Annotated in this window: 13 protein-coding genes; 6 read left to right on the top strand and 7 right to left on the bottom strand. The window is 71.3% G+C overall.

The window, feature by feature from the left end; translation table 11 throughout:
- Window positions 1–526 precede the first annotated feature (526 nt).
- Both WME76_RS34485 and WME76_RS34480 read left to right on the top strand, forming a co-directional pair.
- A complete protein-coding gene (locus WME76_RS34485; protein WP_437956454.1) occupies window positions 527–2,104 on the top strand; it encodes a glycosyltransferase family 4 protein in 1,578 nt (525 codons plus the stop codon).
- A gap of 56 nt (window positions 2,105–2,160) precedes the next feature.
- Window positions 2,161–2,907: a class I SAM-dependent methyltransferase gene (locus WME76_RS34480; RefSeq protein ID WP_437956453.1), complete on the top strand. Its 747-nt coding sequence runs from the start codon at window positions 2,161–2,163 to the stop codon at window positions 2,905–2,907.
- Window positions 2,908–2,949: 42 nt separating this feature from the next.
- Here the strand turns inward: WME76_RS34480 and WME76_RS34475 are convergent, their stop codons facing one another.
- Complete coding sequence (locus WME76_RS34475) at window positions 2,950–4,485, bottom strand: heparinase II/III domain-containing protein (protein ID WP_437956452.1); 1,536 nt, start codon at window positions 4,483–4,485, stop codon at window positions 2,950–2,952.
- Window positions 4,482–5,747 (bottom strand): glycosyltransferase family 4 protein, encoded by a 1,266-nt coding sequence (locus WME76_RS34470; protein WP_437956451.1) that lies wholly within the window; start codon window positions 5,745–5,747, stop codon window positions 4,482–4,484. The genes WME76_RS34475 and WME76_RS34470 overlap by 4 nt, the downstream gene beginning before the upstream one ends.
- Before the next feature lie 89 nt (window positions 5,748–5,836).
- Here WME76_RS34470 and WME76_RS34465 point away from each other — a divergent pair, with 89 nt between their 5' ends.
- Both WME76_RS34465 and WME76_RS34460 read left to right on the top strand, forming a co-directional pair.
- Window positions 5,837–7,072, top strand: coding sequence for a hypothetical protein (locus WME76_RS34465; protein ID WP_437956450.1), 1,236 nt, complete (start codon window positions 5,837–5,839; stop codon window positions 7,070–7,072).
- A gap of 151 nt (window positions 7,073–7,223) precedes the next feature.
- Window positions 7,224–8,327 (top strand): glycosyltransferase family 4 protein, encoded by a 1,104-nt coding sequence (locus WME76_RS34460; protein WP_437956449.1) that lies wholly within the window; start codon window positions 7,224–7,226, stop codon window positions 8,325–8,327.
- Between the two features lie 207 nt (window positions 8,328–8,534).
- Here WME76_RS34460 and WME76_RS34455 read toward each other — a convergent pair whose 3' ends face one another.
- The 3 genes from WME76_RS34455 to WME76_RS34445 all read right to left on the bottom strand — a co-directional run bounded on the left by WME76_RS34455 (window position 8,535) and on the right by WME76_RS34445 (window position 13,375).
- Entirely contained in the window at window positions 8,535–9,389 is an 855-nt protein-coding gene (locus tag WME76_RS34455) for a hypothetical protein (protein ID WP_437956448.1), read from the bottom strand.
- A 107-nt stretch (window positions 9,390–9,496) separates the two neighbouring features.
- Window positions 9,497–11,074: an O-antigen polysaccharide polymerase Wzy gene (gene wzy, locus WME76_RS34450; protein WP_437956447.1), complete on the bottom strand. Its 1,578-nt coding sequence runs from the start codon at window positions 11,072–11,074 to the stop codon at window positions 9,497–9,499.
- A 12-nt stretch (window positions 11,075–11,086) separates the two neighbouring features.
- Window positions 11,087–13,375 (bottom strand): GumC family protein, encoded by a 2,289-nt coding sequence (locus WME76_RS34445; protein WP_437956446.1) that lies wholly within the window; start codon window positions 13,373–13,375, stop codon window positions 11,087–11,089.
- A gap of 402 nt (window positions 13,376–13,777) precedes the next feature.
- On the opposite strand from WME76_RS34445, the gene WME76_RS34440 reads away from it, so the two are divergent.
- Entirely contained in the window at window positions 13,778–17,107 is a 3,330-nt protein-coding gene (locus WME76_RS34440; protein WP_437956445.1) for an FG-GAP-like repeat-containing protein, read from the top strand.
- On the opposite strand, the gene WME76_RS34435 is transcribed toward WME76_RS34440, so the two are convergent.
- Together WME76_RS34435 and WME76_RS34430 are read right to left on the bottom strand one after the other, a co-directional pair.
- Entirely contained in the window at window positions 17,104–18,369 is a 1,266-nt protein-coding gene (locus WME76_RS34435) for a hypothetical protein (RefSeq protein ID WP_437956444.1), read from the bottom strand. The genes WME76_RS34440 and WME76_RS34435 overlap by 4 nt on opposite strands.
- 57 nt (window positions 18,370–18,426) lie before the next feature.
- Window positions 18,427–21,165 (bottom strand): O-antigen ligase family protein, encoded by a 2,739-nt coding sequence (locus WME76_RS34430; protein WP_437956443.1) that lies wholly within the window; start codon window positions 21,163–21,165, stop codon window positions 18,427–18,429.
- A gap of 64 nt (window positions 21,166–21,229) precedes the next feature.
- Between WME76_RS34430 and WME76_RS34425 the strand changes: the two genes are divergently transcribed.
- Window positions 21,230–22,558: a phage head spike fiber domain-containing protein gene (locus WME76_RS34425; RefSeq protein ID WP_437956442.1), complete on the top strand. Its 1,329-nt coding sequence runs from the start codon at window positions 21,230–21,232 to the stop codon at window positions 22,556–22,558.
- Window positions 22,559–22,590: the final 32 nt, after the last annotated feature.

The raw sequence follows: 22,590 nt of genomic DNA, 5'->3' as shown, positions 1-22,590 counted from the left end.
GCCCGGGCCGGTCCGCCCCCGCTGCCTTGCTGTGGGTGCCCGACGCACGCGGCCTGGTCCCCGCGCCGAACCCGTCACGCCCCCCTACATCTTCTGCCTCGCCGAAACAATGGATGTCGCGGACTCGTCACACATGGAATCGGCGGTCGGGGGGTGTCGCGTCAGGAACAGCATGACTGCTTGAGGAAACTCACTACGTGCACCAGTCCAAGCGCCGTAGTGACGCTCGGAGCACCGGCGAGGCAGGCCAGATCCCCAGGGCTGAGCAGATGAAGCCCACGCCGGTCTCGCGATAGGCCCGCAGGCCCGGATCGGCGGAGTTTGGCAGCCAACGTCCCCGGGACGGCTCAGCGCACTCTCCTAGCGGTGCAGTTCTTACAGCCGTACTGTAAATTGATGGGGGCGATGACGATGCGTGCGGGTTACAGAGCGGTTTTCTGGCCCGTCCTCAGGTTGTCCGGGGCGCTTACTTGGGGTAGTAGGGACGCACCAACGACGGGCTTGCCTGCATGTTGACGAGCTATGAATGTCGCGCGCCGCGCCGCATCTTAGCCAGGGTGCGGGAGTCCCCGAGGAGGATGAGGAACGAGCGATGGTAAGTACGCTCACGGCGGTAATTCTTGCGCTGGTGATTTCGTGGGCGGCGACGCCATTCGTGCGTCGTCTCGCGGTCACCATCGGCGCGGTCGACGAGCCGACCGCGCGGCGCGTGCACACCCGGCGCATCCCGCGCCTGGGCGGGCTCGCGATCGTGGCCGGCTTCATGCTGCCGCTGTTCATCCTGGTCGCGATGGGGACCCAGATCGGGCTGATGTGGTTCTCGCAGCACGCGCTCGTGGTGGGGCTGCTCCTGGGCGGGCTGGTGATCGCGGCGGCGGGCGCCTGGGACGACACCCGGGGAATGCGCGCGCGACACAAGCTGCTTGCGCAGATCCTCGCCGCGTCGATCGCCTGGGGCTTCGGGCTTCGCCTCGAGTGCGTGACGCTGCCGTACTTCGGGCACGTGTCGTTCTGGCCGCTCTCGTTCCTGGTCACGATTCCGTGGTTCGTCGCGATCATCAACGCGGTCAACCTGATCGACGGCCTCGACGGGCTCGCGGCGGGCGTGGGCTTCTTCGCCTGCGTCGCCAACTTCATCACCGCGTACCTCGGCGGCTACCCCGGCAACCTGGTGATCTGCCTCCTCGCGGCGACGCTCGCGGGCGCCATCGTGGGGTTCCTGTTCCACAACTTCCACCCCGCGACGATCTTCATGGGCGACACCGGGAGCATGTTCCTCGGGTTCATGCTGGCCGCGATCCCGCTCTTCGGCGTGGGCACGCACAAGGGCGGCACCGCGCTCGCCGTCCTCGTGCCGCTGCTCGCGCTCGGCCTGCCGATCTTCGACATGATCTCGGCGATGGTCCGGCGCTACGTCGCTCGCCGGCCGATCTTCTCGGCCGATCGTTCGCACATCCATCACAAGCTGCTCGACAAGGGCCACTCGCATCGCAGCGCGGTGCTGATCCTGTACGGGCTCAGCCTCGTGTTCACCGTGGTCGCGCTGGTGGCCTATGTCGGCCGCTCGCACGAGATCGGCCTTGCGCTCGTGGCCTGCAGCCTGGTGCTGTTCATCGTGGTGCGCACGGCGGGCTCCTTCCCGTTCTTCGGGGCGCAGCGGAGCGACGCTCGTCGCGTGCGCGAGGCCACGGTGGAGGCGCTGCGCCGCGCCGTGCCGCGAGCGCTGCTCGAGCTCGAGACCGCGAGCGGGGCGGAGAGGCTGCGCGTGGTCCTCGAGCGCTTCGCCGAGGAGGCGAAGCTCATCGCCCTCGAGGTGAGCTCCGCGGGCGCCAACGGCAGCGCGCGCGTGAAGCCCTGGAGCTGGATGCACGAGACGGCGACGCCGCAGCGGCTCCGCGAGTCGGTGATCGCGGTGTTCACGTTCCAGCAAGCGAGCGAGACGGTGGAGCTGCGCTTCCGGTGGGACAGCGAGGAGTGCGCGGTCAACCCGCAGGCGGAGATGCTGCTCCAGCTCATCGTGGACTCCGCCGAGCGCCTGCTGCTGCGCCGGCCGCCGGCGCTCACGCTCGAGCGGCGCTCGCAGGGGAGCCTCTCGGTGATGTGAGGCCCTCCTCCCGCCGCTGACGTCCTCGCGCCGCCGGGAGTCACCAAGGAGACATCGTGGGACTTGCCCGCCGGATCGTTGGCTTCAATGAGAAGACAAACGAGTGGTATTCTCGCTTCAGCGGCCACGCGCATTACTGGGAGATCTACCAGGGCATCGTGGACGAGGCGGTCACACCGGCGAAGGTCATCATCCACCTCGGCTGTGGGGCGCTGTGGTTCGGACAGGTCGCGACGGTGTCGCTCGAGGGCAAGACCATCTACGCGGTCGATCCGGACGAGGAGGCGCTCTCGCGCAACCCGGCGCCGCACCGGCTCTGCGCGGTTGGCGAGTCGATCCCGCTGCCGGACGGCTGCGCCGATGTGATCGTCGCGGACCATCTCTTCGAGCACCTCGAGGAGCCCGAGGCGCTGCTGCACGAGGCGCACCGGCTCCTGCGCCCGGGCGGTCGATTCGTGTTCACGTCGCTGAACCTCTTCTCGTATTCGGGGCTCGCGACGCACCTGACACCGCATTGGTTTCACACGTTCACCATGGGCCTGCTGCGCGCCTCGTCGGGTAGCAGCAACGCCAGGCCGTGCCCGACCTACTTCCGCATGAACACCCTGTGGACCGTGGAGCGCATCGCCAAGGCGACGGGCTTCCGCGTGGAGAAGATCCATACCGGGATGGATCACCCGTGCTCCACGGCGCTCTTTCCGGGGTTGCACCAGGCGTTCATGGCGCTGCACCTGGTGCTCGAGAAGGTCGAGGCGCTCGCGCCGTTCCGCATCACGCTCACCGGCACCCTCGTGCGCGAGTGAGCCGGTCTGGCGAGCGCCGCGCGGGCCCGGCGCGGCGACTGGCTACCAGCGCAGGCGAAAGCCGCCGCGCCAGCCGTCGCGCACCTCGCCGCGGCCGGAGAACACGACGGCCGCGCGCGGCTGCCGGAAGCAGGGGTGCCAATCACCCGCGCTCCGCTCCGGCGCGAGCTGGATGCCGTCGATCGAGATCGACCGGCGCTGCAAGGCCGCCTCGTCGAGCCTGAGCCGCGAGCACGCGCTCGTCCTGCCGCCCACGATCTCGTCGCGGATCACGAGCTCCCGCTCGGAGAGCTCGAGCGCCCGTCGATGGAGGGGGGCTCCCGGGAGAAAGCGGTATCCATCGTGCTCGGCCTCCACGGCGAGGTGCGAGGGAGACCGGTCGATCCGGCGCACCTGGGCGCGAGCCCGGCGGCCGACGCGGAAGGCGCTCCAGACCTCGCTGGAGTCCACGCCGCCGAGCTCGACCGTGTTGTGCGCGCGCGTGGCCCGGGTCTCCTCCCGGTCCCGGTCCGCGATGTAGCTGGATACGCCGTGATCGACGACGGCGCGCTCGCCCTCGATCCACAGCTCGAACGTGAGCGCGTCCGCGTGCACGTGCCCGGGCTGGTACGCGGCGCCGTCCATCCCCGCGTCCAACGCGAGCCACGCGCGCTCGCCGGATCGGAGGATCACCCAGCCGGTCGCGGCGAGGTGCAGGAGCGCCTGCGGCCCGTCCGGCGTCGATCCAGGCGTCTCGCCGGCGTCGTGGAGGCCGAGCGCGGCGCCGAGGGCGAGGACCTGATCGATCTCGGGCGCTGCGTCGAGGGCAGCATCGTTGAAGAGGGGATAGGTCCCGTCCGGCGCGCGGACGGCGGCGGCCCAGGCCAGCGCCTTCTGCGCCGTGACCCGCCAGAGCTCGGGCACCTCGCGCCCCGCCGCCTGCGCGAGCTCGACCGCCTCGAGCAGCCCGGCGGCGAGCGCGAGGTGGTACGAGGCGGAGAGCTCGAAGTGGCCGCCATCCTCGAGGAACTGCTCCGGGAGCTGCCACGACAGGAGCCTCGATCCGAGCCGCCACCAGGCCTCGGCCTCGAGCCCGCGCGCCACCGCGCCGCCGCACACGAGGCCGATCGCGTTCTCGAGCAGGTGGTTGCCCAGCAGGTGCAGCTCGAGCCCGAGCGCGATGGCCCGGCACGCGCGCGCCAGCTCGGCCGCGAGCCCCGGGCGGCCGAGCCGCGCCGCGACCGCGAGCCTGCGGGCGCGCACCGAGGCAGGAAACGGGTGTGACGCGACAGGGCCCTCCCACGCCCCCGGGACAGGGACGGTCGGATCGGCCCCGAGCTCGTAGCCATAGGCGCTCTCGTACGCGTGGAGCAGCGAGCCCTCGGGGATGGCGGCCAGGCGCGCGCGCCCGCGCGCCCGCTCGGCGTCGGCGAAGGCGACGAACGCCGCGCTCGGCGGGGCGAAGTCGGACCGGACGCGCGGAGGCTGCGCCGCGGTCGGCCCCCGGCCGAGCGCGCGCCCCCCCAGCGCGATCGGCCGGGCGAGCACCTGCAGCGGGTGAAGCTGCGCCAGCGTGCGAGCGACCCGCGGCAGGTTCATCTCGCGCCCCCGCCGCCGTCTCCGCGGGGCGCCGCGCGGCGGAGCACGCGCTCCAGCACGTCGAGATACTCGTGCGCGAGCGTATCGCGGTCGAACGAGCGGATCACATGGGCACGCCCCGCCTCCCCCATTCGCCGCCGCCTGTCCGGATCGGCGGCGAGATCGAGGATGGCCCGCGTCATGGACGGTACGTCCTCGGGGGGAGCGAACAGGCCGGCGTTCGCCTCCTCGACGATCGACCGCGCCTCGCCGTCGACCGAGATCACGATCGGCCGTTCCATGGCGAGGATCTCGAAGATCTTGGAGGGGATGACCGTCTGGAAGAGCTCTGTCTTGCGCAGGGGAACGAGGCAGATGTCGGCGGTGGCGTACACCTCGTTCATCGCGTCGCGCGGGCGCGCGCCGAGGAACGTCACGTTGGACAGCCCGAGCTCCCGCGCGCGCGCCTCCAGGCTCGCCCGCTCGGCCCCCTCGCCGACGAACAGGAAGCGGATGTCGTCGCGAGAGAGGAGCCCATGCGCCACGTCGAGCACCGCGGAGAGGCCGTGCGCCATGCCGTGCGTGCCGACGTAGGCCACGACAAGGCGATCTCCGAAGCCGAGCTCCGCCCGCAGCGGCGTGTCGCGTGAGGACGGCTTGAAACGGCCGAGGTCGACGCCGTTGCGGATGACGTCGATCTTGGCTTCGGGCACGCCCCGCTCGACGAGCCGCTCGCGGAAGCTCCGCGTGACGACGACGATCTCATCGGCCGCGCGGTAGAGGTGCTCCTCGACGACCGTGAGCCCTCGTACGACCGCGTGCCCCTCGGGGAGGGCGCCCACCGCCACGATCGACTCGGGCCAGAGATCGCGCACCTCGAACACGAACGGCGTCCCGCGGAGCCTGGCGATGCCGTAGCCGGCGACCGCCGTGAGGAACTGGGGGCTCGTCGCGATGAGCACGTCGGCCGCCGGCAGATCGCGCTGCGCCAGCGTGAGCGCGGACAGGGCGAACGACCCGTATGCGAGCGAGCGGCGCACCTTGCCCCGGTTGGCGGCGGCGTAGATCCAGGTGCGGAGGACGCGCACGCCGTGAAAGTCCTCCTCGACGCGGAGCCGACCCCGGTATTCGGGCGGGATTACCCCCGTCGGGTGGTTCGGCATGCCCGTGAGGACCGTGACCTCGTGTCCGGCGCGCCGCCAGGCTCGGGCGAGCTCGGACACCCGCGCGGCCGGGGCCCCTGGCTCGGGCGGGAAATAAGGAGAGACGTAGAGGATGCGCATGGGCCGCGTGGCTCCGGGGGGAGTCGCTTGGGCCGGCACAATGGCTGGCTGGCGCGCGCGACGTCAACTCCTTTCGCCCACCGGGAATCATGGTATTCCCGTCAAGCACCATGCGCTTCCTGGCGAAACACGGGGCGTTCTTCGGCCTCTTTGCCGCCCTGCAGCTCCCCGCGCTGCAGCCCTTCGCCAAGTTCGCGCCGGCGCCAGGGATCGCTGTTCCAGCCTTTCTGCTGGCCGCGGCCATCGGCCTGTGGCTGCTGCTCGACCCCCCGGAGCGCCTGCGACGGTGGCTCGACACCGCGTGGCCCAGCGTGTCTCTGGTGGGGCTCCTGGCGCTCGTGGCGGTGTTCATCTACCCCATGGCCGACGGCCTCAAGCAGCGCGGCGCCGGCTCCGACGCCGACGATGCCATGATCCTGGCAGGGCGGGCGCTGGCCGAGCTGCACAACCCTTATGCGTCGACGACGTACCTGGGAAACCCGTTCAGCCCCGGTCCCGGGTGGGTGGCGCTCTGGGCGCCGCTCTCGGCGCTCGGCGCCTATGCGTTGATCTCCGCGCTGGCCCTGGCGGCCACCGTCCTCGCGCTGCGGTTCACCCAGCATGGTTGGTCCCAGATCAACACCTTCGTCCTCGCCCTGTTCAGCTGCGTGCTGCTCTGGGAGCTCGCGGCGATAGGCAACGATCTGCCGGCCTGGGGGCTGCTCGTGCTCTGTGCGGCGCTGGTCCTGGAGCAGCCCCGCGTGTCAAAAGGCTTGCTCGTCGCGCTCACCGCGCTGCTCGGGTGCCTGGCCACCGCGCGGATCGCCTTTTCTCATGTGCCGCTGCTGATCGGCCTCAGCCTGCTCCCGGTGAAGCCGCGACGCGCCCTGGTCGTGGCCGTCGGAGGGACGGCGATAGCCCTGCTCCTTCATGCCGTCTTCTGGGGGATGAACCCGCGATGGTATCCGCCACTTCACCTGATGGGCCAGGCGCGGTGGCTGCTGTCCGGCCCGTCTCTGTTCATCGCGCTGGGCTTCCTCGGCGCCGTGGCGGCGTGGATGCTCCGCCGCTGGCGCGCCTGGCCGCCGCCGCTGCACCTGGCCTGGGGCCTCGGGGCGCCCATGCTCGTGCTCGCGGCGGCCGATCTGCTCCAGCGCGGGAGCCTGCCGCGCTGGAAGGGGGCGACGTACCTGGTGACGAGCCTGCCGGTCGTGGCGTATGCGCTGCTCGGTCGCATCCGGCGCGACCACCCGCGTGCGGCGACGGCCGGCGCGACGCCTGCAGGGCAGATCCCGTCGCCGACCGGCCGAGATGCGCCGCGTGCTGCACCGGCCGACCGTGGTTGACAGGTGCTCGTGTGATGCAAGCGGCAAATGACAGCGGAGCTGGATTTCGCCGCCGCGGCTCCTCCAGGCGAGGCGCCGGACCGCACGGGGAGGGATAGCTACCCAGCGCGGCGCGAGAGTGGTACGGTCGCCGCGGGCGGAATTGAACGACATGGCTGAAAAGAAGCGAATTCTGTTCGTGGGCTCATTCAAGCCCCCGGCCGACGGGAGGATAGGCGGCCAGTACTTTGCCTGCCGCTCTCTGATCGACAGTGGCCTGGGAGATGAGTTCGACTTCCTGCTCGTCGACTCCACCATTGACTCGATCCGGGTCCGGTCGCCGCTCCACAGGATGCACACCGCCGTGCCGAGGGTGCTCCGGTGCATCAAGGACCTCCTGTTCTCGCGGGTAGATGCCGTCCTCCTGTTCTCGAGCTCCGGGATGAGCTTCGTGGAGAAGGGCTCGGTCGGGCTCCTGGGCAAGCTGCTCGGGAAGAAGGTCGTCATCTTCCCGCGCTCGGGGCCTATCGTCGATAACGTGGCCAGGAACAAACTCTATCGAGAGTATCTGAGCCTCGTCGTCAGGTCCTGCGATGTGGTGATATGCCAGAGCGAGCACTGGCGGAGCTTCTTCTCGAGCTTTGTGCCCGAGGAGCGCGGCGTCGAGCTGCTCGTCATAGAGAACTGGCTGCCCGATTCGTATTTCGCCAGAGGTGCGGCGAAGAGCTATCCCCAGAACATGGATAGACCCCTGAAGGTCCTCTACTACAACCGTATCGAGAGGAGAAAGGGCATCTATGATTTTCTGGAAGCCATGCTCCTCTTGCAGAGCGAGAATGCTTCGGTCGAGGCCAGGATCTACGGGGACGGGAGCGAGCTGGACAACGTCAAGGCGTTCATCCGCGAGCGCGGCCTCAGGAACACCGAGTATGCGGGCTGGCTCTCCACGGACAAGATGGATGTGATCCCTTCCTTTGACCTGTGCGTGTTCGCCTCCCACAGCGAAGGGTTCCCGAACGCGCTGCTGGAGGTCATGGCGCTGGGCGTGCCGGCCGTGGCCAGCAGGGTTGGCGCCGTCAACGACCTGATCGCCTCCGGTGTCAACGGTATCCTGGTGGACGTCGGCCGCCCGGCACAAATCGCCGAGGCCGTCCGTACAGTGCTCCGCGAGCCAGCGTTGCTGGAGCAGTTCTCGCGTCGCTCGCTCGAACGGACCAGCCAGAACAGCGTCAACCATGCTGTGAGCAAATTCATGTCGATGCTGTCGGAGCTATGAAGTCCCCGGCCGCGCTGGGCTACCGATCCCGCTGAACCACCGCGCGCTCGGGAAGATGACCTCGACGCTCACGTTCGACGATCGCCGCGCGCGGGAGGCGCTCGGGCGGCGCCCGTCGCGGGGCGCGACTGCGCCGCGGAGCTCGTCGCATGAAGCGAGGGAGGTCTCCGCGTGCGTGGGGGGGCGCTCTCGAGGAAAACGGCGGATTCAGCAGCTCAGGACGAGCGGTCGGATCTCCGTTCCACCATGGATGCTGTCGATGTGCCGGAAGCCGCTCTCCGTGCGCGCGAACAGCGAGGCTCTCTCGATGTCGCGGTTGTCGATCACGAGGAGCAGCCCGTCGGGCGCGAGGGCGCGCCAGAAGTTGCTGATGGCCTGGCGGAGCTGGTCGTCGGAGAAGTAGGCGCGATTCAGCAGGTTCGCCGCCTTGATGACCGTCGGCGCAGGGCCGTCCCATGGCTGGAAGATGTCGTGGGTCCTCAGGACCACGCGCGCGTCGCGGCGCGCGAGCTCCTGGAGGCGCGGCTGGACGAGGGACACCTCCGGGGACGCGGGGTCGTACGGCGGGATGCCGCCCTGCAGCCAGGATGACGCCCAGCGCGGCAGCCTTCGCAGACCTTCCGCTGCCGGATAGAACAGCAGCCGCGGGGTGGCCGCGAGGACGCAGGCGCCGTCGGCGTCGTAGAAGAAAGCGCGCCCGCGGTCGTCGGTGCGCACGCGCAGCGAGAGCGCCCTGTCGGTGACGAAGTAGGACGCGAAGGCGTCGCCGAGCGTGGTCAGGAGATCGAGCGCCGTGCTGCCGTCGGAGGCCCCGACGTCGAGGATGACGGGGCGCTGCTGCCCGAGCGCCTTCACGAGGAGAGCATCGCTCTGCCGGTGCCTGCCGGGCCGCGTCGTCTTGCGGGTGCCGCTGAGCAAGAGGATGGAGACCCGCTCCGAGAAGATCTCGGGCGCGGCGATCTGCTCGGGCCGGAGCAGGTCCCGCGGGTCCGGAAAGCAGATCCTGCGCGGCAGCCCCAGCGAGGGCCAGCCTGCTCGGTTCAGACGAAGGGGGATTCTCATGGTGAGGGGGGTCTAGCCTTTCCCGTGGTTGAGGGCCTTTTAACGCCGCGCCGCGCCGCACGGTACATCCTCGACGTCGCTCGGGGGGCTCGGGGCCCCACACGCGGCTACGGCCGGCGCGACGCCTGCAGGGCCGAGCCCGCCGGCGTCCGGCCGAGATGCGCCGCGCGCTGGCCCCGGGCAGGTCGCCCCGGCGCTGGCTGCCGGTTGATGAGCCACTGGCGGAGCAGCTTGAACACCGAGGTGAGCAGGACGATCCCGACCACGCCTACCCCCAGGGAGACCGCGATCTTGAGCAGCGCGGTGAGCTCGCCCCGAAACTGGTTGTAGGCAAATGCGGAGAGGGTTGCGGCGGACGCGCGGACGAGGGGGGTCGCGTCGCGCGCGCCCGCCATGAGGAGCGGCAGCATGAAGAAGAGCCCGCTCATGACCCCGACCTGGATCGCCGCGCCGAGGAGGCCGAGGTTGAGGTAGCCCTCGGCGGCGGCGCTCATCGCGAAGCCGGCGCCGTGGCGCGCCATATCGGGTGCCTTCCACCACGCATACCGCTGTCCAAGGCTGAGCGGCCGATCGCTCCAGAGCGGCCTTGGAATCAGGATGAGGAACGCGTTGATCCAGCTCTCCCCGGCGTAGGTGACGATGGGCGGCCGCTCGTTCACGATGTTGACGAGGTTGGAGTGAATCATCCTGAGCTCGCCGATCTCCAGCGGGTTCTCGATCGTCTCGAGGCGGCTCATCGCCGACGTGATCTGCGCGTCGAACCCGTGGCCCTGGCGGGCCCGGGCGCCCTCGACGGCGATGCCGTAGAAGAGGATGCACACCATGCCGGCGGCCAGCCACATGCGCCGGATCTGGATCCCGTAGGCGTGCAGGGTGAGCCCGATGGCGAGGACGGTCCAGACGAGCGGCCCACGCCGCCCCATGATCGTGGTGAGGAGGAGGGTCGCGAAGAAGAATGACCCGGCGATGAGGAGCGTCTTCGGGACGGGGAGGCCTGCCTTGCGGACCGAAGCGACCCTGAGGAAGAGATACGCGACCACGAGCTTGACCGGATACCAGCCCGAGGTCAGCAGGCCCTTGCCGTCCTCCACGAGGTGGTTCGAGGCGTAGTCCATCGTGAAGAACTGCCCCACGCCGATCGAGGCGATCCACCCGATGACGAGCGCGAACCCGAACAGCCCGACGAGGATCGCCGCCCAGTCCCGGTCCAGCATCGCCGTCGGCCTGTGCACCGGGACCACCCGCTCCAGGTTCGGGCTCTCCGGCAGGCGGCTCAACGCCGTGCACGCGAGGGCGCAGCCGATCGCGCCGGCATAGCTCACCTCCATGGCTGCCGCGTCGTAGCTCGGCAGGTGGAACCCATAGGACGTCAGCAGCTTCAGGATGGGCGTGTAGCCGACGGTGAGGAAGTAAGCCGCCGGGATGTAGGTCTCCGGATCCAGCGGATGGAAGCGGGGACCGCCGGCGCGCGCGAGCGACGGCGCCACGAGCAGCAGCAGGAGACCTATCGTCCACCCGCGCCCGTCGCCCAGCGAGCTTTCCAGGATCGGGCCGACCGTGGCCAGCGTCGCGACGAGGAACACCGCCACGAGCCGGCCCCGCGGCACCATCTTCCGCTTCCTGGTCGGGGCTGGCTGGGCAGCGCGGCGGGCGCCGCCCGCGGGGGGGAGTCTCGGGGACAGCAACGGCGGAGCTCCTCAGTTCGGCAGGGGAGGCGGTGGGGCGTCCGCGTCGTCGGGCGGCGCGACCTCGGTCGTCGCGGGGTAGTACCCGTCCTTCTTGTCTCCGTAGTAGCGGTACGCGCCGTACTCCCGGCGGTTCAGGTCGGCGGCGTTCAGCACGACGCCCACGGTCTGGCCACCGACGTCGAGCAACGCCCGGATCCCGTGGCGCGCGAAGTCGTGCGTCGTGGCCGCGGCGCGTACGACGAGCACGGTGCCGTCCACCAGCGTCGACAGCACGGCGCCGTCGGTGACGGCGCCGATGGGCGGGCTGTCGATGATCACCCGGTCGAAGCGGCCCTGGAGCTTGCGGAGCAGCGCCTTGAATCGATCGCTGTGCAAGAGCTCCGCCGGGTTCGGCGGAATGGGGCCGGCAGGGATGACGTAGAGGTTGTCCACCTCGGTCTTCAGCGCGTTCTCGTCGTCGATCACGGAGTCATCGAGCAGCGCGCTCGTCACGCCGATCTCCGGTCCCTTGTCGAAGATGGCGTGGAGGCGCGGCCTGCGGAGGTCGCAATCCATGAGGACGACCCGCTGCCCGGCCTGCGCCATGGCGACGGCGATGCAGCAGCCCACCGTCGTCTTGCCCTCGGCGGGGCCGGCGCTCGCGATGAGGAGCGTCTTGTAGGGCTGGTCGGGCGACATGAAGAGCAGGTTCGTCCGGATCGCCCTGGCTGCCTCCGCGATCCCGCTCTTCGGCTGCTCGTGGACGATGAGCTCGGGCCGGCTCGCCGAGACAGCGAGCTTGCCCCGGCGGCGCGCCTTGCCGGAGAGAGCCTCGGCCCTGTCCTTCCGGTCGAACTCCGGCAGGAGGCCCAGGAAGGGCAGCCCGAGCTCCCGCTCGACCTCGTCCGGCGTCCTCATCGTGCGATCGAGCATCGCCCGCGCCAGCGCCGCGCCGATCCCGAGGAGCAGCCCGGCGAGGATGCCGATCGCGATGTTGAGCGCGACGCGGGGCCGGATCGCCTCGAGCGGCAGGTTCGGCCTGTCGAGGACACGGATGTTGTTCACCCGCATCATCCGCTGGAGATCGCTCTCCTTCGTGCGCTCCAGGACGATCTGATAGAGCTTCTCCGTGTTCTCCTTCGTCCTCCGGAGCCGGTCGTACTCGATCTTGAGGGAGTTCAGCTCGAAGGCCTGCTTCTTGGCGCCCTCGAGCAGCCCCGCGAGGCCCGTCTCCTGGCGTCTCACGATGGCGAGATCGCGGTTCACGGCGCCCTGAACATTCTTGATCTCGGCGATCAGCGAGTTCCTGTTGGCGGCCACCCGCTCGGTCGCGGCGCGGACGTCGGGGTGGTTCTCCCCCTTGCCGGAGCCGATGAGCGCGTCGCGCTCACGGACGCACTCCTCGTGGCGAGCGCGCAGCGTCTGGAGCACCGGGCTCTGGATGAGCTCGGAGGCGGGGAGCTCGAGCGGGTTGTTCGGATCGACCTTCGCCAGCTCCTGGCTGCGCGCGGCGAACTCCTCGCGCCTCGTGCGCACGGCCGTGAGGGCGTCGTTGATCTGCTTCATCTCCTCGCGGAGGAGGTTCGTCTTGTCCTCGAAATCGATGTCGAGGATGTTGTTGCTCTTCTTGTACTCGTGCAGCGACGTCTCGCTGGTCTCGAGATCGTTCTTCAGCTTGTCGAGCTGCGTCCGGAGCCAGTCGACGGCAGAGTTCGTCGAGGTGAGCGCGTCGTCGAGGTTCTGCTCGATGTAGACGTCCATCAACATGGAGAGGACGCGCTGCGCCCGCTCGCGATCGGCGTCGTTGAAGCGGATGATGGCGAGGCGGCTGTCCTTCACCGGCTCGACCACGAGCCGCTCGCGGAGCTCCTCGGCCGCCTCCTCCGGGCTCACGCTCATCGGCGCGGGGGCCGCGGCGTCCCTCGGTAGATCCTTCAGAAAATACGCGTCGTTATGGAGGTTGAGCTGGGCGACGACCGCCAGCGCCACCCGCATCGACCGCATGACCTTGTACTGGGTCTCGTAGTACTCGCGGTTGTTCCAGTACGAGCCGGCGCCCATGTCGACGACGGTCTCGACACCGCGGCCGAGGGGCCGCGGCGGGTTCGGATCGAACTGCAATGTCGACGTCGACTGGTAAATCTTCTTCTGCCCGAGCGTGTAGAACGTGACGCTGAGGGCGACGAAGATCATCGTCGTCAACGCGATGGCCCAGTGCTTGCTGACCGTTCGCCAGGTGGCGACGAGGTCGATGGCGCGCTCGCCAGGGGCGTCGGAGCGGGCGGCGGTCGTGGGAGGAGCTCTGAGTTCGTCAGCCATAAGTCATGCGCTCGAGGCGCTACCATCCAGATAGGGGTGCGGCGGAGGGCTAAGGTGCCCGCCAGGCCCCCAAAATTCAAGCTGGCCCGCGGAAGGGGGGGACGATGTGGTGCGGTGTGCGCCGCTGGTGTGGCCGCTCACGGCCCGACCGCGGTACGGCCAGGTGCAGCGGGCTGTGCGCGATGCTACCTCGGTGACGATCGCGTACGCTGCCGCCGAGCGGCTGACAGCGCGCCCTTCGGGAAGTTCAGCATGGAACGATCGTCCTCCGTAAGGCGCCGTGCGGTAGCGAGCGCGGTTTGCTCCGCGCTCCTGCTCCACGGAACCCTGGCCGCCGGCGACTGGGCTTCTGCGCGGCACGATCCGCAGCGCACGGGCGCCACGCAGTCCACGAGCAATATCGTGAAGCCCGCGCCCTACTGGCGGGCATACCTCGGCGGCGTGCTCTCGCCGAACAAGATGCTCGCCGACGACGTGAACCAGGATGGCGAGCTCGACATGCTCTTCGTGGCCGGCGGGCGCCTGGTGCTGTCCGATCCGCAAGGGTTCATCCACTGGAGCACCCCTTCCCTGGGGTTCCAGGCGCTGCACGCGCTCGACGATCTCGACGGCGACGGGCGGCTCGAGGCGGTCGTGCTCAGCGGGGCGGGAGCGGCCGTCGTGGCCGGCGACAGCGGGGCCGTCCTCTGGCGCGAGGAGGCCTCGGAGCTCGGGACGCTCGGCTCCGCGCGCCTCGCCGATCTCGACGGCGACGGCCACCTCGATCTCTTCCTCGACGAGTGCGGATGCTGCGGCGTGCGCACGGACAGCCCCGGGGTGATCTACAGCTTCGCGCGCGGGTTCGACGCGGTGGAGAGGCTGCCCGCGCCCCCGCAGCGCTTCCACTGTGGCGCGACGGTCAACACGGTGGGCGACTGGGATGGCAACGGCATCGCGGACCTCCTGGTCTCCTCGCACGATCGGCTGTTCTTCGTCTCGGGAACGGGGACCGTGTTCGCGGAGTCGGCGAGCATCGCCGGGTACATCGGCGGCGCGCTGTGCGAGGCGGTGAGCCTGGGCGACCCTTCCACACCTGGCCAGCACGCGCTCTGCTTCCAGAACCGCGTCATCTCCCAGCAGGGCGCGCGCGAGGTCACCCTGCTCGCGTACAGGCCGGGCGAGAGCCCCTCGCTCGCCGTCGTGTGGCGCAAGACGCTCGCCCCCAACGAGGGCGGAGACGCCCGCGCCCCGACGCAGCTCGCGTGGGATCTCGACGGCGACGGCGCGCTCGAGGTGGTGGTGAGCAGCAGCGTCGGGGACACGTGGACGTCCTTCGTGTTCGACGCGGCCACGGGCGACGAGCTCGCCGTCATCCCGGACGAGATCGCGCGGGGCGCGGTCGCGGGGAGCTCCGGCGCCGAGCGGTGGATCCTCACGTCGCGCGAGGAGCGCGTGTCGGCCTTCCGGTTCAGCCGCCAGGGCGGCGGAGGGGTCGAGCTGCTCTGGTCGCTCGACGGAGAGCAGATCCGCACGCGCACGGACTGGGCGAGGGCGCGCAGGACGGGCCTCATCTACTCGCTGGTCACCCAGGATCTCACCGGGGACGGGCGCGACGATCTCGTGCTCGAGTCGACCTCGGAGCCCGTGGCGGTCACCGCCTACGAGCTGTTCGAGGGGGGGCCGTCGTCGGCCGCCATCCATCCCATCGAGCGCGGCGTCGACGTCGCGGCGTTCGATGTCCTGCCAGAGACGTCTCCGGGGTCACCGCGGCTCGTCGTCTCCCGCGACGACGGGTTCGTCACGCTGCTCGACGCCTCGCTCGCGCCCACGAACCTCGTGCAGGAGGGGCGGGACATCCTGCCCGGGCTGCGCGTCGGCGGCTACAGCACCGGTCCGGGCGCTTACGTCGACTTCGGCCGGGCTCCGCTCGCGGCGAGGCTCGCCCCCGGCGACACGGCCGACAGCGTCGTCGTGGTCGACAGCCGGGGTGACCTCATCCGGATCGACTCCGAGGGGGCGAGCAACGTCGCGCCCGCCAAGGCGGCCTGGCGCGTGATGGATGCGTTCGGCGCCTCCATCGCGCCCGCCGAGGGCGGCGCGCCGGCGACCCTCGCGTGCTTCAGGCGGCAGCACCCGATCACCGAGCCGGCGCGGTACTCGGTCGCGATGCTCGACGAGGGCGGCAGGCAGAGGCTCGAGGTCCCGCTGGAGAGGCCGCCGAAGTGGGACGTGCTGCACGGCGATCTCGACGGCGACGGCGCGCCCGAGCTCGTGGCGCTGACGGTCGACCACAACATGCGTACCGACCTCCTCGCGATCGAGCGGAGCGGCGGGGTGCGCTGGACCCAGCGCATCGCCGCGCGGGACGGGACCCAGGCCGCCGCGATCGCGGACTGGAACGGCGACGGGGCGCAGGACGTCGCGCTGGCCATCAACAAGGCCCGGGTGTTCTCGGGCCGGGACGGCAGCTCCCTCGGCGAGAACGCCGAGGTGATCTCCTACTTCATGCCGATCCTCGCCGACGTGTCGGGCGATCCGCAGCTCGAAATGACGCTGCACGGCGGGTTCCTCCCTGCGCGGACGCTGTCGCACGACCTTCGCGCCGCGCTCTGGAGGGGGACGGAGGACAACCGCCCGTATCCGCACGGCGCGATCGCCACGTGCGAGGGCCGGTCGATCCTCGTCGAGGGCTCGTTCATGCAGCCGGCGCGCCTCACGTTCACCGAGCTAGACGCCCCCCTGGCCGGGCGGACGAGCTCGATCGTCCTCGCGGGCGACGCCGTGTTCGCGGACGAGCAGGCCGCGCGGCAGGCGGACGCCGCCATGGGCCAGCTCGGCGACGTGGCGGTCTCACGGAGCATCACGGGCCTCTCGCCCGCCGGGAGCTCCGTCGTGGTCGGCTCCACCAACGGCTTCCTCTATGCCGTCGACACGTGCTCGCGACGCCTCCTCTGGTCCCATCATTTCGGCAGTCCCGTCGGCGCGCCGATCCTCGCGGACACGGACGGCGACGGGAACGACGACATCGTGGTGAGCGTCGCGGATGGCTACCTCTACAACCTGCGGCACGAGATCCTGCCGGCGCCCGAGTTCGTGTGGGATGCCGACCCGAGCAACCCCGGCGCGGGCGAGGACGTCGACGAGATCATCACCAGAGACACGCTCCACGTGAGATGGTCGAAGGTGCCGTCGGCCACCTCGTATCAGGTGGCGGTCGTGGGCCAGGGGGATTACCTCGGCTCGCCGGCATGGCGGGACGTCGGCGACGTCTCCGAGGCATCGATCGGCAGGCTGCCGCTGCTCGACGGGGCGAAGTATTATGTCGGCGTACGCGCGGTCTCGGCCGCCGGGCTCTCCCCGGATCGCGCGTCGGACGGCGTGATCGTGAGGATGCCGCAGGGCGAAGGGGGCGGCGGGGCCGGAGGGACCGGTGGAAGCGGCGGCGGGGCTGGCGGAAGCGGCGGCGGGGTCGGTGGAAGCGGGGGCGGGGCCGGTGGAAGCGGCGGCGGGGGCGGCGCCGGCGGCGGGGGCGCTGGCGGCGGTGTTGCCGGGGGCGCACCAGAGCTGGACGACACGCTCCTTTACGGTCGCGGCTGCGCTTGCACCGAGGCGCCGGGGCAGCCCGGGACCCCGTGGGCGGCCGGCCTCGGAGCGATCGCCGCCGCGCTCCTCGTCGAGGCGCGCGCCCGCGCCAGGGCGGTCGCTCGGGCGAGCCGCCGTGGCGTGCCGCGTGCGCGCGACGCGCGCCGCTAGACGCCCACGCCTCGCCCCAGCGCCAGCGCGAGTCCGAACGCCGAGACCAGCAGGAACAACGTTCCCAGCGCGTACCGCCGCACGGGCGCGTCGGTCAGGAAGGCGAGCCGCGCCATGCTGACGAGCGCGGACGGGCCGAACACCCCGAAGTGCCGGACCAGGGGCTCGGGCGCCAGCAGCAGAACGCCGGCCACGCACGCGCTGCTCACCACGCTGCCGATCGGGAGCACGCGGCGGGACCGCGGGCCGCTGAAGTAAATGCACATGGCGTCGGTGAGGATCGGACACACCCCCGAGACCAGCATGGTCAGCGTCATCGCCTCGCGCGCGGCGCCGGCGAAGGGGAGCCAGGGGATCGGGACGGCGAAGAGCGCGAAGATGATCGCGCCGACGACCGAGAGCGCCGCCCCCGCGGGCAGCCAGGCGCGTATGGCGCGCGCGTACCAGTCGGCCTCGCCGCCCCCCGACGCGAGCGCGTTCGTCACGGCGCGCGCGGCGAACGTCTGCGAAAGCTGCGAGAGGGCCGCGAAGAACGACCAGTAGAGCACCTGCTGCCCGACGCGATGATCGCCGAGGAGCGGCTGGCAGGCGCTGAGCGAGAGCGGGTAGACGACGACCGTCGAGAAGCTCGCGAGCGAATAGGGGAATGAGTGCCGGACGACGAGCAACGCGTACCGCGCAGCGCGCTGGATCTGGATGGGGCGCACGAGGAGCATCGCGGGCGCGGCGCTGGCGAGCCCGAGCGCGACGGCCACTGCGGCGGGGCTGCCCGCCAGCGCGGCCGCCATGGCGGCGCAAGGCGAGAAGAAGACGACCGCCGCGAGCACCTGCAGGAGGCGCCCCTGGAGCTGCCAGATCGGCAGGACGCTCTTCGACGCGGCGGCGAAGAGCGAGCACGCGCTGAAGAACGCGGTGACCAGCGCCGCCACGACGCCGAGCCCCGACCCTAGCTCGTGGGCGAGCGTGACGCTGAAGGCGACGGAGGCGATCATCGCGATCGCGCCGCCGGCGAGCGCGCGCCCGGCCCTGGTCGTCATCGCGCGCGCCCGGCGCGTCAGGGTCGGCGGAAGTCCGCCGGAGACGAGCGCGACGACGACGACGCCTCGGTACATGTAGTTGGCGAGGGCGGCGAGCTCCGCCGGCCCGGCCACGAGCGCGAGCGCCCACTGGGCGGCGAACGAGGCGACGCGCGGCAGCATGACGGCGGCCGCGAGACCCATGCCCCCGCGCGTCAGGGCGCGCAGCAACGAGGACAGCTTCACGAACCGCTTCGCTCGAGGGAACTGGACGCGCGCAGGGGCACGAGGGGCACAGTCTACCTACGGCGCCAGCGGCGACGCCAGCGCCTTCGCCTTCTCCTCGACGACCCGCTTGCGCAGCTCGGGATCGTCGCCGCCGCGCCGCTGCAGGAGGCGCTCCAGCGCGTTCGACGCCTCGACGTGCGCGCCCGCCTGGCTCGCGGTGTCGGCCAGCTTGAGGAGCCGCTCCTCGGTGGGCTCGTCCTGCGCCGCGCGGGCGTAGTAGGTCACGGCCGACGGGTAGTCCTTCCGCGCCACGAGCAGGTCGCCGGCCCACGTCGCCGCCGACGCGCACGCCGCGAGCGAGCTGCACGACGCGGAGAGCAGCTCGCGCGCCGCGGGGGCGAACCGCTCGGGAGAGGCCATCTGCGCCGCGGCCTGGACCCGCAGGCGGAGGCAGCCCACCCGGTTGTCCAGCCGCTCGCAGCGCTCCGCGAGGAGCTGCTCCGCCTCGGCGATCTTCCTGTGCAGCAGGAGGAGCCGCGCCCGCAGCTGGACCGCGAAGAACGAGCTCTCCTGCTGCTGCTCGATCGCCGCGGCGTGCGCCTGGATCTGCCGCTCGCAGTCGGCGCGCCTCTCCTCGCCGCCCTCCGGGCCGCCGCAGCGCGGTGAGCTCGGATCCTCCAGCAGCGTGAGCAGCACGTCGCCCGCGGCCCAGCGGGCGGCGACGCGCTCGGGGGCGCGCGCGATCGCCTCCTCCGCGCAGCGCAGCCGCAGCTCCAGCGCGTCCCGGCGGTCGCCCGCGGTGGCCATCCGCTCGAGCATCTCGGCGCCGGCCTCGCCGTCCGGCACCGCGCGCGCGATCTCGTCGAAGCTGTCGGTCCACTGCCGCGCGAGGAGGGCCGCGGCGCCGGTCACGCCGCGGTCGTCCTCCACCGCGAGCCGGAGGCTCAGCAACGCCTGCTCCCTGGCGCCGCGCGACGCCAGCACCTCCGCGAGCAGCAGGTGGGCGCGGCCGTGGCGGCGCGAGCGCTCCAGCGTCCGCTGCAGCCACGGGATCGGGCTCTCGCTCCGGCCTTGCAGCGCCACGACCGCGCCGAGCAGCGGGAAATAGGGCTCTCCCGGGTGGCGGAGCATCGCCGCGCGGAGCTCTGCGCGGAAGCTCGGCCAGCCGGCGCCCGTCGCCGCGCCTGCCTCGCTCAGCGCGCGCAGCGACCGGCGGTCGTGATCGACGTCGCGCCAGCCGAAGCGCAGCATCAGGGCGACCAGCGCGAGCCCGGACGCCGCGGCGTACGCGGCGAGCCGCCACGCGCGGCGCCCCTCGGCGCTCGCGCCGTCCGCCGGGGCCTCGTGCAGCGGCCGCTCGTGGTAGGCCTCGCCCCAGAGCGCGCCGAGCGTCGCCGTGAGCGCGATCGCGACGCCGGGCACCTCGAGCCCGAGGTCGAGCAGGTTCTGGGCGAGGAGCACCACGCTGCCGACCCAGGCGCCGACCGCCGCCGTGCTCCCCTTCAGGGCGATCTTGCCGGGCCGGAACGCGACGCCGAGCGCGATGAGCGCCGCCGCCGCCGCCGGGATGCCCCACTCGGCCGCCCACTGGATCACGAAGTTCTCCGCGTGCGTGAACACGATGTTCCCCGGCGACTGGCGGTAGGCAGGGAACACCGTCTCGAACGCGCCGCGCCCGACGCCGAGCAGCCAGTGGTCCGCGAGCATCGGGAGCGTCGAGCGGAACAGCGACAGCTTGTCGAGGTTGTCGTCCGCGATCTCGGTGAGCGTGCGGTTCGTGGCGGCGAGCGCGGCGAGGAGCGCGCCGCCGCCGATCGCGACCGTGAGCAGCCAGGCCGCCGGGCCCTGGCTGCGGCCGCCCGGGCGGTGCTTGCCGCGCCGCCACCGCGAGAGCAGCGCGAAGAGGGCGAGGCCGAGCGGCAGCACGAGCAGCCCTCCGCGGGACGACGAGATGATGCTGACGCCCACGATCGTGGCGAGCCCGACGCCGGTGACCCAGGACGGCAGGAGCGGCCTGCTCGTGAGCAGCAGACCGACGCCGGAGAGGACGCCGAGGTTCAGGTAGCCGGCGAGGTTGTTCGGGTTGAGCAGCGGCCCGACGTGCCAGGGCGCGACCGAGAACCGCGGCTGGTACAGGCCGAAGACCTCCTTCGCGCCGAGCAGCCCGTGGGTGATCGTCGTGAGGGCGGCGAGGAACGCGCTGCTGAAGACGAGGGTGATGACGAGCCTCGCGCCGCGCCGCGCTCCGACGAAGGCGGCTGTGACGAACACGCCGGCATACGTGAGCCATTTCGTGGCCTCGACCAGCGTGGCCCCCGGGTCGAGCGAGATGCTGGCGTAGCGCGGCGCCGCCTCGCCGAGCGGCATCAGGGCGCGCGACCAGACGTCGGCGCTCGCCGGCGAGAGGAGCTCGAGCCATGAGAGCGGGAGCGGCGCGGCCTGCAGCAGCGTATACGCCGTCAAGCCGAGCAGCGTGAGCATCGGGAGCGATCTCAGGTGAGACTCCCGATCCGCGAGCGCGCTCGCGCGGAGAGCGAGCGCGGCGGCGACCGCCGTGATCGACGACACGAGGGCCAGCGTGGGCGTATGGACCGCGCCGATCGCGAGCACGGACCCGGCGATCGCCGCCGCGAGCAGCCACGGGATCGCGCGCTCGGCGAGCGGCGCGGCCCGCGCCGGGCGGCTCCGCGCCGCGGCGCCCATCGGGCGACGGCGCTCCCCCGGCGACCTCGGCTTCAGGCGTGTGTAGTCCCGCTCCACGGCCAGCCAGGGTAGTCGATCTTCGTCGCCTGGGGACGGGATAGCTAAGGGCATCAGCGAATCGATCTGCGCACTCCCGGCGTTGACAGGGGGAGTGTGGGAGGACAAACATCCGGCGATGAAAGCCGCAGCTCGCCGCTTCGCATTAACGGACCTTCCGTTGGTGATCCTCGCGGCGAGCGCGGCGTCGACATGCACGCTCGATTTGCAGGGAACGGGCGAGCGGAGCCGCGAGGGCGGGACTCGGTCGGACGGCGACGGCGATGGCGGTTCCGGCGCCGAAGGGGGCGTCGACGGCCTGCCGAACGGGATGCTCACCCGGTGGGCCGCGGGCGCCCCGGCGCAGCCGGGGATCTACGAGCTTCCGCGCTGGCTGACGCTGGAGAGCCCCACGCCGGACAAGACCGTGCAGATCGGCGAGAGCGCCGTCGTGAGCGGGATACCGGCGGATGTTCCCCGCGCGCGCCGGACCGGCGACGACAGGCCCTGGGGGCTCAGCCTCGAGGGCGCGCGCGAGAACCGGATTCCGCTCTCGACGCCGGGACAGCGGCCCTGGCGCGTGATCTACGACGCCAGCCTCGCGGCGGCGCGCGGGCCGGATGGAACGATGTCCGCCGGGCGTGTCTCCGATGAGGACACGGAGCAGGCGTCGGCGGCTTATGTCCCGGTCGACCGCAGCGACGGATCGACATCGACCCTCTCCGGGTGGGTGGGCGACATCGACGGAGAGAAGGGCGATTTCGCGTGGATACGGGCCTTTGCGTTCGATGATGCCGCGCAGGCCGACGCGCGCACGAAGGTGCTCGCGCCGGCGCGCGCGTGGCGCCGCATCGACTTCACCGGCGTCGAGACCGATCGCGCCGGGCAGATCTGGCTCTATCCCGCGGCGGGCGAGGCGCCGCGGTTGAGCGCGGCGAGCTTCGCGTTCCTGAACCTCGAGTCGGCGCGATACCCGTCGTCGGCCATCCCGACCACGGGCAGCGCGCGGCGGCGCGAGGCGGACGTGCTGTACGCGAACAACGCCGAATGGCTGATCTGGAAGGGGTGGTTCAAGGCGCTCATCGAGCTCGCGCCCAGCTACGCCTCTGGCGAGCAGCTCGCCGATCACGACCTCCTCTACATCGATCCCGGAAACAGGGTGTTTCTGCGGGCCTCGGACGGCGCGCTCGTGATGACCGCGACGGGCCCCCGCGGCGCCGCGACCCTGGCCACAGAGGGCCTCTCGTGGGAGCGCGAGCAGGCCCTCCTCGTCGAGATCTCGAGCTCGCCCGCCGGGCTGTCGCTGCAGGTCGCCCTCGATGGGGAGCAGGAGATCTCGGTCGACGCACCGGCGGCGGTGGGCGCCATCTCCGTCCCCGGGTCGGGTCGCATCCACATCCTGGGAGACCCAGGCGGCAGCCAGGAGTGCGCGGATCTACGCCGCGTCGAGTTCTACGAGGTCCACTGACGCCGTCGCGCGGCCCCGCCGGTGGTGTAGAG

It is taken from the genome of Sorangium sp. So ce119 (assembly GCF_051524405.1).
Taxonomy (GTDB): domain Bacteria; phylum Myxococcota_A; class Polyangia; order Polyangiales; family Polyangiaceae; genus Sorangium; species Sorangium cellulosum_G.
The sequence above is the reverse complement of the archived record's forward strand: the minus strand, read 5'-3'. Positions and strand labels throughout refer to the sequence as shown.

What these genes read in the sequence shown, in the direction of transcription:
- WME76_RS34485 (WP_437956454.1), top strand. Translation starts at nt 527, where the DNA reads ATGTCGCGCGCCGCGCCGCATCTTAGCCAGGGTGCGGGAGTCCCCGAG.
- WME76_RS34475 (WP_437956452.1), bottom strand. Translation starts at nt 4,485, where the DNA reads ATGAACCTGCCGCGGGTCGCTCGCACGCTGGCGCAGCTTCACCCGCTG.
- WME76_RS34470 (WP_437956451.1), bottom strand. Translation starts at nt 5,747, where the DNA reads ATGCGCATCCTCTACGTCTCTCCTTATTTCCCGCCCGAGCCAGGGGCC.
- WME76_RS34465 (WP_437956450.1), top strand. Translation starts at nt 5,837, where the DNA reads ATGGTATTCCCGTCAAGCACCATGCGCTTCCTGGCGAAACACGGGGCG.
- WME76_RS34460 (WP_437956449.1), top strand. Translation starts at nt 7,224, where the DNA reads ATGGCTGAAAAGAAGCGAATTCTGTTCGTGGGCTCATTCAAGCCCCCG.
- WME76_RS34455 (WP_437956448.1), bottom strand. Translation starts at nt 9,389, where the DNA reads ATGAGAATCCCCCTTCGTCTGAACCGAGCAGGCTGGCCCTCGCTGGGG.
- WME76_RS34445 (WP_437956446.1), bottom strand. Translation starts at nt 13,375, where the DNA reads ATGGCTGACGAACTCAGAGCTCCTCCCACGACCGCCGCCCGCTCCGAC.
- WME76_RS34430 (WP_437956443.1), bottom strand. Translation starts at nt 21,165, where the DNA reads ATGCCCTTAGCTATCCCGTCCCCAGGCGACGAAGATCGACTACCCTGG.
- WME76_RS34425 (WP_437956442.1), top strand. Translation starts at nt 21,230, where the DNA reads ATGAAAGCCGCAGCTCGCCGCTTCGCATTAACGGACCTTCCGTTGGTG.